The sequence below is a fragment of the Sphingopyxis sp. MC1 genome, assembly GCF_000371385.1.
Taxonomy (GTDB): domain Bacteria; phylum Pseudomonadota; class Alphaproteobacteria; order Sphingomonadales; family Sphingomonadaceae; genus Sphingopyxis; species Sphingopyxis terrae.
In genome coordinates this window covers 172,093-182,984 of the sequence record NZ_AOUN01000005.1, presented here as the reverse complement: position 1 = coordinate 182,984, position 10,892 = coordinate 172,093, and the positions used below count along the sequence as shown (strand labels likewise).

At 65.5% G+C, this 10,892-nt stretch carries 13 protein-coding genes; 6 read left to right on the top strand and 7 right to left on the bottom strand.

Going from position 1 to position 10,892, the window contains the following annotated elements:
* Positions 1–3: 3 nt before the first annotated feature.
* The 3 genes from EBMC1_RS18975 to EBMC1_RS09125 all read right to left on the bottom strand — a co-directional run bounded on the left by EBMC1_RS18975 (position 4) and on the right by EBMC1_RS09125 (position 1,675).
* Positions 4–108 carry a transcriptional regulator domain-containing protein gene (locus tag EBMC1_RS18975; RefSeq protein WP_442852381.1) on the bottom strand — a complete coding sequence of 35 codons (105 nt, stop codon included), beginning with the start codon at positions 106–108 and terminating at the stop codon, positions 4–6.
* Positions 109–325: 217 nt separating this feature from the next.
* A complete protein-coding gene (locus tag EBMC1_RS09130) occupies positions 326–853 on the bottom strand; it encodes an antirestriction protein ArdA (protein WP_003043907.1) in 528 nt (175 codons plus the stop codon).
* Positions 854–1,267: 414 nt separating this feature from the next.
* Positions 1,268–1,675 carry a hypothetical protein gene (locus tag EBMC1_RS09125; protein ID WP_196795405.1) on the bottom strand — a complete coding sequence of 136 codons (408 nt, stop codon included), beginning with the start codon at positions 1,673–1,675 and terminating at the stop codon, positions 1,268–1,270.
* Between the two features lie 16 nt (positions 1,676–1,691).
* Here EBMC1_RS09125 and EBMC1_RS18390 point away from each other — a divergent pair, with 16 nt between their 5' ends.
* The 5 genes from EBMC1_RS18390 to EBMC1_RS09105 all read left to right on the top strand — a co-directional run bounded on the left by EBMC1_RS18390 (position 1,692) and on the right by EBMC1_RS09105 (position 5,080).
* A complete protein-coding gene (locus tag EBMC1_RS18390; RefSeq protein ID WP_156001097.1) occupies positions 1,692–1,859 on the top strand; it encodes a hypothetical protein in 168 nt (55 codons plus the stop codon).
* A gap of 232 nt (positions 1,860–2,091) precedes the next feature.
* Positions 2,092–2,733 (top strand): PepSY-associated TM helix domain-containing protein, encoded by a 642-nt coding sequence (locus EBMC1_RS09120; RefSeq protein ID WP_003043904.1) that lies wholly within the window; start codon positions 2,092–2,094, stop codon positions 2,731–2,733.
* 9 nt (positions 2,734–2,742) lie between these two features.
* Positions 2,743–3,273, top strand: a complete 531-nt coding sequence (locus EBMC1_RS09115; RefSeq protein ID WP_003043902.1) for a DUF2271 domain-containing protein — start codon at positions 2,743–2,745, stop codon at positions 3,271–3,273.
* Between the two features lie 17 nt (positions 3,274–3,290).
* Complete coding sequence (locus EBMC1_RS09110) at positions 3,291–4,121, top strand: DUF4198 domain-containing protein (RefSeq protein ID WP_003043900.1); 831 nt, start codon at positions 3,291–3,293, stop codon at positions 4,119–4,121.
* 11 nt (positions 4,122–4,132) lie between these two features.
* Complete coding sequence (locus EBMC1_RS09105; RefSeq protein WP_003043898.1) at positions 4,133–5,080, top strand: FAD:protein FMN transferase; 948 nt, start codon at positions 4,133–4,135, stop codon at positions 5,078–5,080.
* Between the two features lie 13 nt (positions 5,081–5,093).
* Here the strand turns inward: EBMC1_RS09105 and EBMC1_RS09100 are convergent, their stop codons facing one another.
* From EBMC1_RS09100 to EBMC1_RS09085, 4 genes are all read right to left on the bottom strand, one after another.
* Positions 5,094–5,777, bottom strand: coding sequence for a Fe2+-dependent dioxygenase (locus EBMC1_RS09100; protein WP_003043896.1), 684 nt, complete (start codon positions 5,775–5,777; stop codon positions 5,094–5,096).
* Positions 5,778–5,832: 55 nt separating this feature from the next.
* A complete protein-coding gene (locus tag EBMC1_RS09095; protein WP_003043894.1) occupies positions 5,833–8,190 on the bottom strand; it encodes a TonB-dependent receptor in 2,358 nt (785 codons plus the stop codon).
* A gap of 149 nt (positions 8,191–8,339) precedes the next feature.
* Positions 8,340–9,068 (bottom strand): energy transducer TonB, encoded by a 729-nt coding sequence (locus EBMC1_RS09090; RefSeq protein ID WP_156001095.1) that lies wholly within the window; start codon positions 9,066–9,068, stop codon positions 8,340–8,342.
* Between the two features lie 45 nt (positions 9,069–9,113).
* Positions 9,114–9,980: an alpha/beta fold hydrolase gene (locus EBMC1_RS09085; RefSeq protein ID WP_003043888.1), complete on the bottom strand. Its 867-nt coding sequence runs from the start codon at positions 9,978–9,980 to the stop codon at positions 9,114–9,116.
* 118 nt (positions 9,981–10,098) lie between these two features.
* Here EBMC1_RS09085 and EBMC1_RS09080 point away from each other — a divergent pair, with 118 nt between their 5' ends.
* On the top strand, positions 10,099–10,890 hold the full coding sequence (locus tag EBMC1_RS09080) for an SDR family oxidoreductase (RefSeq protein ID WP_003043887.1): 792 nt from the start codon (positions 10,099–10,101) through the stop codon (positions 10,888–10,890).
* The last annotated feature ends 2 nt before the right edge of the window (positions 10,891–10,892 follow it).

The window sequence follows — 10,892 nt, the reverse complement described above, 5'->3', positions numbered from 1 at the left end:
ATTTCAGGGGAGCACGTCACGACGAAGATACTCCCAGGCGAAACCGGCGGGGGGAATAGCTTTCGCGTGCCCGTAAGCCGCCGGCGCACGCCAATCAATGCTAAGCATGGCGTCACCTCCCTATGCCGGGCGGCGCAGGGCAACGCCCGGATAGAGAGTTTCCGAAATCGCCAACACTGGATATAGCTGGAGTTATACGGAATGTTGTTCGTGCAGGCCGCACATTTATAGTTATTTTCTTCTTAACAACGTTTCCGTGATTTTACTAGTCTGCGAGGTCGTGCGTGTTGCCTTGCCCGCTGGCGCAGGCAAGGCAACCCAAGTTTCACCTGTTGGAAAAGACATGCACCTCGTCGCGTGCCGTTTCTATCGTGAAGAACTCGCCGCCCATTTCGGCATCGCGTGCCATAGCCTCCCAATCGACATAGTAGCGCAGGGCTTCGGGGATCGTGACGCTCTCGGCGGTCAGCTCCTCCATGTAGTCCGCAAGGCTCGCGTGCTGTCCGTGATAGCAATCCTGCAAGGCGCTCTCGGCCTGATCGATGTCGCCGACGAACTGCTCCAGCAATCCAGCGCCTAGCGCGCCGTGCTCGGCGATGAAAGCGCCCATCCGCGCCACGTTCTCAATGCCTGCATATTCCCTGATGGTGACGCCCTCGAAGCCTTCATAGTCATGGATGGCATATTCCTCCGCGTCCTTGATCGGGGAACGCGCAAGCATGGCGGAAATCTCGTCCCTGATGTCGTCGGCGTCCTGATCCGCGTCGATCCAGGCACCATGCAGATGGCCGTTGTTGTAAGCTGCAAGGCAGGCAACATAGATGCGGGGATTGCTGTCGGTAACGCTGGTCATGTCTCTGTTCCTTCGGGTGTTGGGTTCAGAGCAGCGAAGCGCCGCTCCTGAACCCTTGCCCGGCGGCGAGCCAGGGGTAGCAAGGCGCACGAGAAGTCTTTGGCACCGTGGAATAAATGGAGGGGACCCGCTTGCGGGGAGCGGGCCGTTTATGCCGCGAAAGGGCAGAGAGTTTTCTTGCGCTGCGCGAGGGCAACGCCCTTAGCAATTTCTCGAACAACAAGATCAGTTGGCCGAACTACCGTGCGTCCGGTTCTCCATATTTCCAGGCGGTAGGTGGCGAACGACGCGGCGACAGCCGCGCCGACCCGGAGGCGAACGCGCTTCCAAATTGCGCCGTAGTGAGCCGGAGGGTCGCCAGTGACAAAGCCCCGGCGCTTTAGCGCCGGGTCAATTTGATATTACGCCGTTGGATTAGCGAACGGGCGTGGGTCCGCTGGCCGAAGGTGCTGCCAGTCGCAGCAAGGCCGAAATCCCGACAAAGCCGCCGCCGATGATGCAGAAGATTTGCCGCCAGATTTCGGACGGGACCGATTCCTTGGTGACGCCGTGGACCAGCGCATAGCCGGCCACGGCAGCGGGTGCAGCGAAGATCAGCGCCACGGCGAGGCGCAGGATCGGGGAGCGTAGCGAGTCAAAGAGAAGCGCCAGGACGCCGAAGGCTGCGCCGGCCGCGACCAACCCGACCAAGCCCGCGCCGATCAAGCCGGAGCCGGTCTGATAGGCGAACTGCGCAGCCGTCAATCCGAGCATGAAGGGCAGCGCATAGACCGCGAGCGTATAGGCTGCGACGCAAAGCATTGCGATCAATACAACGCTCATTATCATTACGACGGCCATGGCTCTGCTCCTTTACGACTGGCGCGGTTCGCTCTTTCTTGCTCCTTCGCGTGGCGATGCGCCTATGATGACGGTCCTCGTTTATTCTGTCGACCGCGAACATGGCTTTCTCGCGCAAGCCTGCGAAACAAGCGTGATTAAACAGAAGCGGCCGGAAACCTGCTGAGATTTCAGCAGATTCCGGCCAATTTTCATGGTTCATTTTGGAGGGCTATGGAGTAAACGTAGTGCTCATCGGTATCCCGCACGTCCCGCCACCTTTTCCATCCACGCATCCCGGTCATCCCGCGGCGATTGCCCGCGGCCGAGGGTGCGCGTGAAAATTTCGCCTGCTTATCTGTTGTAAATGCGAATCGTTCGCGATAGTGAGGGCCAAATTTTAAGGGCCTCTCTCCTCCATGCACGCACCGACCCCAACGCGCACGCCGACCAAGAAGAGCCGCCGCGCCTTCTGGCTCAAACAGCTTCACATGTGGCACTGGATGAGCTCGGCGATCAGTCTGATCGGGCTACTGCTGTTCGCGATAACGGGCTTCACGCTGAACCATGCTGCCGATATCGAGGGGGCACCGCGCGTTGCCGAGCGTAGCGCGCAATTGCCGGGGCCGCTGCTCGAAGCGCTGGCGGCGGCGGACCCGGCGGACGGCAAGGGGACGCTTCCCGCACCGGTTGCGGCGTGGGTCGAGGCGAATTTTCCGGTTCGTGCGGGCGAAGCCGAATGGTCCGCCGACGAGGTCTATATGGCCGCGCCGCGTCCCGGCGGCGATGCCTGGGTCGCGATCGATCGCGCGACGGGCGCCGCCACCGCGGAAATCACCGACCGCGGCTGGATTTCCTATCTCAACGATCTCCACAAAGGGCGCAATTCGGGCGGCGCGTGGAGCCTGTTCATCGACATATTCGCCTTTGCCTGCCTGGTGTTCGCGCTGACCGGGCTTGTGCTGCTTCAGCTTCATTCGGCCAAGCGCAAGAGCACCTGGCCGCTCGTCGGCGCGGGGGTGGCGATCCCCGCCGCCATCGCGATCCTCTTCATCCATTAAGGAGATGCCATGCAAACCGAGTTTCGATCCGTCCTGACCGGCGCCTCGCTCGGGCTGGGCGCGGTGCTGTCGGCCCCGGCGCTCGCCGCCGATCCGGGGACGATGGAGGTCAGCGTCACCATCCCGCAGCTCAAGGTCGCCGAATATCATCGGCCCTATGTCGCCATCTGGGTCGAGAAGGCCGGCGCACCCGCGAAGACGGTCGCGATCTGGTACGACCATGACATGAAGAATAACGAGGGCACCAAATGGCTGCGCGACGTGCGCCAGTGGTGGCGCGCCTCGGGCCGTTCGATGCGCTTTCCGGCCAATGGCGTCACGGGTGCGACGCGCGCGCCGGGCACGCACAGGATCGCCTTCAGCCGCGCCCAGCTCGGCGCGCAGGCGCCCGGCGATTATGTCCTGGTGATCGAGGCCGCGCGCGAAGTCGGCGGGCGCGAGTTGCTGCGCATTCCGTTCCGCTGGCCCGCCAAAGCCGGGGCCGCGGGCCGCGCGGTCGGCAAGACCGAACTCGGCACCGTTTCGATTTCCTTCCGTTGATCCAGAGAGGACCGATCATGAAGACCCGATTGCTGATCGCCGCGAGCGCCGCGCTGGCCCTTTTCGCCGCAGCGCCCGCGCAGGCGCACCGCCAGTGGATGCTGCCGTCCTCGACCGTGCTGTCGGGCGACGATGTGTGGGTGACGGTCGACGCCGCCGTTTCGAACGACCTCTTCTATTTCGAGCATCAGCCGCTGCGGCTCGACGCGGTAAAGGCATGGGCGCCCGACGGTAGCGAGGCGTCGATCGAGAATAAGGCGACGGGCCGCTATCGCAGCACCTTCGACGTGCATCTGACGCAGAAGGGAACGTGGCGCATCGCATCGGTCGCCGACATGCTGATGGGCAGCTATGATCTGGACGGCAGGACCGAACGCCTGCCGCGCGGGACGACGGCTGCCAATCTGGCCGAGCGCCTGCCCGCCGGGGCGACCAACGTGCGAACCGCCGAGGCGAACAACCGCAACGAGATTTTCGTGACGGTGGGCGAGCCGACGACGACGCTGTTCGCGCCGACCGGCAAGGGGATCGAGCTGGTGCCGGTGACGCACCCCAATGATCTGTTCGCGGGCGAAACCGCGACCTTTCAGTTCCTGCTCGACGGCAAGCCCGCGGCGGGCCTGCCCGTCACGGTCATCCCGGGCGGAATCCGCTACCGCGACCAGCTGGGCCAGATAGACCTCAAGACCGACGCAGACGGCAAGGTCGCGATCAGCTGGCCCGAATCGGGTATGTACTGGCTCAACGTCACCACGCCGCAGGCGGAACGCGACGAGGGCGCGGGCGGGCCGCCGCCGCTTGCCCGCCGCGCCAGCTATGTGACGACGCTGGAGGTCATGGCGCCCTGAACGACCGGATATTGATCCCCCAGGCGCTGACGCCCGCCGCCTTTGCGGCGCGCCGTCCGGGGGCGTCGGTCCGCCGCTTTTCGGGGCGGACGATGGGCACAAGCTGGTCGTTGCAGGCGGTCGATGCGCCGACTTCGGCGGGCGAGGGCGTCCGGCGCGCGCTGGACCGCGTCGTGCGGCAGATGAGCCAGTGGGAAGCGGAATCGGACCTGTCGCGCCTGAACCGCGCGCCTGTGGGGGAATGGCACGCGATCCCGCCCGAATTTGCGCGCGTGATGGCTGCGGCGACCGCGATTGCCGAAGCGAGCGACGGCGCGTTCAATCCCGCGCTCGGCCTGCTGACCGAGCGCTGGGGCTTCGGTGCGGGCGGGCCGGTCGCTGCGGCGCCCGACATCGCGCCGCCCGATGCGCCGCCCGACATTGCCTTTGATGCCGGGACGGCGCGCGTCCGGCGCGGGACGGGGGCGGCGCTCGATCTGTCGGGGATCGCCAAGGGGTTCGGCGTCGATCTTGCTGCCGAGCAGCTGCTGGCGAGCGGGGTGCGGCATTTTCTTATCGAGGTCGGCGGCGAATTGCGCGGCGAGGGCGTGCAGCCCGACGGGCAGCCCTGGTGGGTCGATGTCGAGCCGCCGCCCGGCCTGTCGCTCGCGCCCTGGCGGCTGGCGCTGCACGACCTGTCGGTCGCAACCTCGGGCAATTACCGGCGCGGCTTTACCGACGGCGGCCGCCATTATTCGCACAGCTTCGATCCGCGCAGCGGGCGCCCGATCGTCAACGGCGTGGCGTCGGTGACGGTGGTGCATCGCAGCTGCATGATCGCCGACGGCTGGGCAACCGCGCTCACCATCGTCGGTCCCGAGCGCGGCATGGCACTTGCCGATGCGCAGGGCCTTGCGGCGTCGATGATCGCGGACGGCCGCGAATATGCCTCGCGTGAATGGCGCGCGATGCTGGATTAGAAACGCAAGGCGTTCAGGCGTCGGCCCATTGGCGCAGCAGATTGTGATAGACGCCGGTCAGACGGACGACCGTCGGATCGCCCTGACCCATCGCCGCGGCGGCGCCCTGAACCCCCAGATCGAGGTCGAACAGCAGGTTGCGCTGCGCCTGATCGCGGATCATCGACTGGATCCACATGAAACTGGCGACGCGGACGCCGCCCGTTACCGGTTCGACGCGGTGGACAGTGCTCGACGGATAGAGGATCAGGTGGCCGGCGGGGAGCTTGAGGCCGGGCGCCTCGGCCATTCCTTCGATGACCAGGCCGCCGCCTTCATAGCTGTCGGGGTCGGCCAGAAACAGCGTTGCCGACAGGTCGCTGCGGATCCGGAAATCGGTGCCGCGCCGCATCCGCACGGCATTGTCGATATGATCGCCGAACGCCTCGCCGCCCGAATAGCGGTTGAAGAACGGCGGATAGATTTTGAGCGGCAGGGCAGCGGCCATGAACAGCGGCGAGCGGCCGAGCGCGTCGATCACCATCCGGCCCGCCTCGACCGCCGCATCGCCGAATTCGGGAAGCTGCTGGTTGCGTTTGGCCAGCGCCGCCTGCGGTCCCGACGTCTCGTTGCCGTCGATCCAGTCGGCGCGATCGAGGATGGTGCGGAGCGCCTTGACGCCCGCGGCGTCGATCAGGTCGGGAATGATGCGGATCATGCGCGTTACTATGCCGAAAAGCCCGGGCGCGGCAATCGCCGCGCCCGGGGACCAATCAGAATTTGTAGAAGAGGCTTAGCACCGCCGAGCGTTCCTCGCCGGGCGTCGCCCAGCCGCCGGTGACGATGCCGGTCGTGCCGTTCACATTGTTGCGCACGCCCGTGTAATAATCCTCGTTGGTCAGGTTCGACACATTGAGCTGCGCCACCAGGCCGTTGCCGAAATCATAGGACACGAACGCGCGGTGGATCAGATAATCGTCGACGAAATATTGCGAGCGCTGCGCCATGTTGCGCTGGCTGGTCGCGAAACTGCCCTGATAGGTCAGGCCATAGCCGATCTGCAGCCCGAACGGCAGCGTGTAGGTGGTGAACAGGCTGCCCGAATGTTTCGGGGTCTGGATCAGGCGGTCGCCCGCCTGCGGGTCGGGCAGGGCGGCGCTGTTGGTGCAGGTGCCGCCGCCGGGGTTGGCGAGGCAATAGTTCGACACGCTCTGCCGCACCGTTCCGTCGAGGTAGGTGTAATTGGCGAAGATCGACCAGTTGGGCGTGATCGCGCCGGTCAGGCCGAGCGCGAAGCCGTCGACGCGCGACTTGCCGTCGAGCACCTGGAGCGAGCTGGGCAGCGAGGCATCGTTCGACGGCACGCGGTAATTGCTGCGTTCGTTGCGGAACAGCGCGGCGGTGAGCAGCAGCTTCTTGTCCATGAGCTCGGCTTTCGCGCCGATCTCGTAAGTGCGGCCGGTTTCGGGCGCGACGTCGCAATTGGTGCCGCAGCCGAGCCGGACCGTCGCCGACGACGGCGTCTTGCTGTTGCCGTAGGCGGCATAGAGGCTGACATTTTCGACCGGGTGGAACACCGCACCGACGCGATAGGAAAAGAGATTTTCGTCGCTGATCTGGTCGGCGCCGCGGGTATAGACCGCGCCGGTCGCGGGCGTCGTCACCGTATCGGCACGGAATTTGGCGCGCGAATTTTCATAGCGCAGCCCGGCGTTCAGTTCGAACATCGGCGACAGCTCGAGCGTGTCGAAGGCGTAAATCGCCCAGCCGCGCGTATCGCCATAACTGTTGCCGGTGCGGACATAATTGACCGGGCCCGACCAATAGGTGTCGGGGTTCGCCAAGCTGATCGGCCCCTGCACGGGATTGGGCGTGGCGCCGCCGGCGTTGCGCAGCAATTGCGCGACCTCGATCGAATAATCCTCCTGGCTCAGCGAGCCGCCGATGACGAGCGTGTTGTGGACGCCGCCCTTGGTGCCGCTGACGATCGTGAGGTCGGTCTGGTTGTAGAGCAGTTCGTTGAGCTGATCGCGGACCAGTCCGCGCGGCCCGGCCGGGTAATAATAGCCCGCCATGTCCTGGCCGCTGGGGCAGGGGACGCCGACGGTCGCATCGGGCGTTGCGCCGATCGGCTGCAGGCCGCTGGCGAGGCAGAAGACGCCCTGCGGCGCGCTCGTCTGGCTATATTGGTGGACGCGCTGCCAACGCGTGAGGTTGCGGATCGACACGGCATCGCTGAACGCGTGACGGAAGGTCGCGGTGAAGCGGTCGACCTTCGTCTTCTGTTCGTCCAGATTGACGATGCCGAAATAGGAGCTGTCGTCGACGCCCGGCAGCGGACCGTCGTTCACGCCGCTCAGGAAATAGGGGACGCCATAGATCGGCGTGTTGTTGTCATCCTGGTGAATATAGGCGAGCGTCAGGCTGGTGTCGCTGTCGACGCCGATGGTGATCGACGGCGCCACGCCCCAGCGCTGATAGGATTCGACGTCGCGGCCGGGCACGTCATTTTCATGATACATGGCGTTGAGGCGCACAGCGATCAGATCGCTGAGCCGCCAGTTGCTGTCGACCGCCGCCCGATAATAATTGTCGGTGCCGACCGCGGCCTGCACCGTGGTCGCGTCGCGCGCGAAGGGGATCTTGCTGACGAGATTGATCGTCCCGCCGACGCTGCCCGACCCGTTGAAGACCGAGTTGGCGCCGTTGTAGACTTCGATCTGCTGGAGGTTGAACGGGTCGGTGCGGCTGTATTGCGCGCTGTCGCGCACGCCGTCGACGGTGATGTCGTTGCTGGCCGAATAGCCGCGCAGATTGATCGAATCGCCATAGCCGCCGCCGCCTTCGCCCGCGCCGAAGGTGATGCCCGGAATCGTCGAAAGCGCGTCGCGCAGCGTCAGCAGATTCTGCTGCCTGATCTGTTCCTCCGACACCACGGTCACGGTCTGCGGCGTATCGACGATCGGTGCGGTCGATTTGGGCGTTTCCACCGCGACGCCATTGGTGCCGGTGACGATGATATTCTCCCGATAGCCGGGCGCATCCTGCGCATCGTCGGCGGTCGCGGCGAGCGCGGGCGCGCTGACGAGGCTGCCGACGCAGGAGAGAGCGAGGAAAGAAACAGGCTTCACGGTGTTACCCCCTTATCGTTGTTGTTGGGGGTCCGCTATTGAGAGTCGTTCGCAGAGTCAACAATAATGCGAATCGTTCGCGATAATGTCGTAAATTTGTCGCGGCGGGCGGCGATGATCGGGGCGTGGTTACGCTTGCGGGGCAGGGCCTAATGCCGCGGCTCGAGCCACCAGCTCTGCCGCCAGCCATAGGGGCTGGCGACGGGTTCGCCGCGCGCATTTGTCGCGGGCCGGAAGCGGAAGCGCGTCTCGATCAGCCGACAGGTGGTCGAATCGAGCGCGGCATCGCCGCTCGAACGGCTGATCCGGCATCCGCTGACCCGCCCGCTGGCCTCGATGGTGAAGCGCACTTCGACGACGCCGCCGATATGCGCGCGGCGCGCCTCTCGGGGATAGTCATCGTCTTCGATCGTTCCGCTGCGCCAGACGGCGCGCGTGCCGCCGCCGGTGCCGCTGCCTGCACCGCCGGCCCCGGTGCCGTCGCCGCGTCCGCCGGCGCCCGATCCAGCGCCGGGGGTCGGGGTAGCGCCTGCCGATGGATCGTTGCCGCTGCCGGGCGTTGGCGCCGCCGCGACCGGAGGCGGTGCGGGCGGGACGACTAGGGGCTTGGGCGCCGCGACAGCCGCGGCCTTGGCAAAGCGGTTCGCCGCCGACGCCTTGCCGCTCGCCGCGTCGCTTTTCGCGGGAGCGGGGGCTGCGGGTGTCGGCGGAGGTTTCGGTGCGGGGAGCGCGATGGCGCTGATCGCCTCGCCGGCCTTGCGGATCACCGCGATGTCGAGGCTGCTGACGAGCGCGGCGCCAACCAGCAGCGCCGCCAGGGCCGCACCGCTGCCTGCCAGAGCGCGCTGCCGCGCCGGAAGCTGTCCGCTATATGCCATCGCCCGATCCCGGCGCGCGCCCATCGCGCGCCTTCGGGGCCGATATTAGAGGAAATCGTCTAGCGTGGACATGAACCGGTCGAACTGATCGTGATGCAGCCAGTGGCCGGCGTTTTCGAACTCGATCACCTGCGCGGACTTGAAATGCGCGATCCGACCGTCCTTCGCGGGGTTCGATGCCCAGCTGTTGGCGCCATAGAGCAACAACGTCGGGCAGGTGATTTCGGCCCACAGCGATGCGATTTCATCGTGCGACAGATCGAAAACCGACCAGATGTTGAGATAATTGTCGAACTTCCAGCTCCACGTTCCATCCTCGTTGCGGCTGATGCCGTGGATGGTCAGGTGACGCGCCTGTTCGGGCGTCAGATAGGCATTTTCGCCCATCATCCGCGCCAGCGCATCGTCGAGCGTCGGATAACGGCGCGGCGAACGGCCCGCCGCCTGCCGTTTGTCGTCGATCCATTTGCGGAACCGGTCGGCGACGGGCGTTGCGAGGCGTTCGGCGATCAGCTTGGGCGAGGGGCCGAGCCCCTCGATCGCGACGAGCTTGGATACGGTGTCCGGATAGAGCCCGGTGTAGCGCAATGCGACATTGCCGCCCATCGAATGCGACACGATCGTCACCGGCGACAGGTCGAGCTGGTGGATGAGCTGCGCCAGATCATAGACGAAGGCGTCCATGTCGTAATTGCCGTCGGGCGACCAGGCGCTGTCGCCATGGCCGCGCAGGTCCGGCGCGATGACATGATAGCGATCGCGCAGCTTTTCGGCGACCCAGTCCCAGTTGCGGCAGTGATCGCGCCCGCCATGGACGAGAAGCAGGGGCGGCGCGTCGGCATTGCCCCAATCGACATAGTGCAGCTTCAACCGCTGCGAGATGTAGGAGTGCGACGTGGGGCCACTTGCCATCTGATCATCCTTGCTGTCTGGTTGCGTTTCAAAAGGCGACCGAATCCGATCCGTCAACCCCGCATGGGCCGGCGGCGCGAGGCGAAGGCGCTGAAACAGCGAAGGGAAGAGTGAGGCCATGACCAGTTTTCGCGACAATCTGCTCGCCGGCAAGACCGCTTTCGTCGCGGGCGGCACGAGCGGCATCAACCTTGGTATCGCCAAGCGCTTTGCCGAACTCGGCGCGCGCGTGGCCGTCGCGGGGCGCGATCCCGACAAGGCGCGCCGCGCCGCCGACGAAATCGGCCATGACGCGATCGGGCTGTCGGGCGATGTGCGCGATTATGGCGCGATTCGCGGGGTGATGGAGACGGTCGCGGACAAGTTCGGCCCGATGGACATCGTCATATCGGGCGCCGCGGGCAATTTCCTCGCGCCGGTGCTCGGCATGTCGGCCAACGCCTTTCGCACCGTGGTCGACATCGACCTCAACGGCACCTTCAACGTGTTTCGCGGCTGCCACGATCTGCTCAATACGCCGGGTGCCTCGCTGATCGCGATCACCGCGGGGCAGGCGGTCAATGCCTCGGCGCTGCAGGCGCACGCCTGTGCGGCGAAGGCGGGGATCAACCAGCTCGTCCGGGTGCTGGCGCTCGAATGGGGCCCCGATGTCCGCGTCAACGGCATCTCGCCGGGCCCGATCGCCGACACCGAGGGTATGAAGCGCCTCGCGCCCGACGATGCGACGCGCGAGGCGCATTATGCGCGCATCGCGATGAAGCGCTGGGGCAAGGTTTCGGAGGTCGCCGAATCGGCGGTTTTTCTCTGCTCACCCGCCGCGAGCTATATCACCGGAACGATCCTCGACTGCGATGGCGGCAGCCAGGTGGGCGACGCATCGCGGCTCGACCTGGCGCGCGGAATGGCCTGATG

Excerpts from the sequence above, each read along its gene's own strand:
- EBMC1_RS09110 (WP_003043900.1), top strand. The coding sequence starts at position 3,291 with ATGAAGACCCGATTGCTGATCGCCGCGAGCGCCGCGCTGGCCCTTTTC.
- EBMC1_RS09100 (WP_003043896.1), bottom strand. The coding sequence starts at position 5,777 with ATGATCCGCATCATTCCCGACCTGATCGACGCCGCGGGCGTCAAGGCG.
- EBMC1_RS18975 (WP_442852381.1), bottom strand. The coding sequence starts at position 108 with ATGCTTAGCATTGATTGGCGTGCGCCGGCGGCTTACGGGCACGCGAAA.
- EBMC1_RS09125 (WP_196795405.1), bottom strand. The coding sequence starts at position 1,675 with ATGAGCGTTGTATTGATCGCAATGCTTTGCGTCGCAGCCTATACGCTC.
- EBMC1_RS18390 (WP_156001097.1), top strand. The coding sequence starts at position 1,692 with ATGGCTCTGCTCCTTTACGACTGGCGCGGTTCGCTCTTTCTTGCTCCT.
- EBMC1_RS09130 (WP_003043907.1), bottom strand. The coding sequence starts at position 853 with ATGACCAGCGTTACCGACAGCAATCCCCGCATCTATGTTGCCTGCCTT.
- EBMC1_RS09115 (WP_003043902.1), top strand. The coding sequence starts at position 2,743 with ATGCAAACCGAGTTTCGATCCGTCCTGACCGGCGCCTCGCTCGGGCTG.
- EBMC1_RS09085 (WP_003043888.1), bottom strand. The coding sequence starts at position 9,980 with ATGGCAAGTGGCCCCACGTCGCACTCCTACATCTCGCAGCGGTTGAAG.
- EBMC1_RS09120 (WP_003043904.1), top strand. The coding sequence starts at position 2,092 with ATGCACGCACCGACCCCAACGCGCACGCCGACCAAGAAGAGCCGCCGC.
- EBMC1_RS09080 (WP_003043887.1), top strand. The coding sequence starts at position 10,099 with ATGACCAGTTTTCGCGACAATCTGCTCGCCGGCAAGACCGCTTTCGTC.
- EBMC1_RS09090 (WP_156001095.1), bottom strand. The coding sequence starts at position 9,068 with ATGGCATATAGCGGACAGCTTCCGGCGCGGCAGCGCGCTCTGGCAGGC.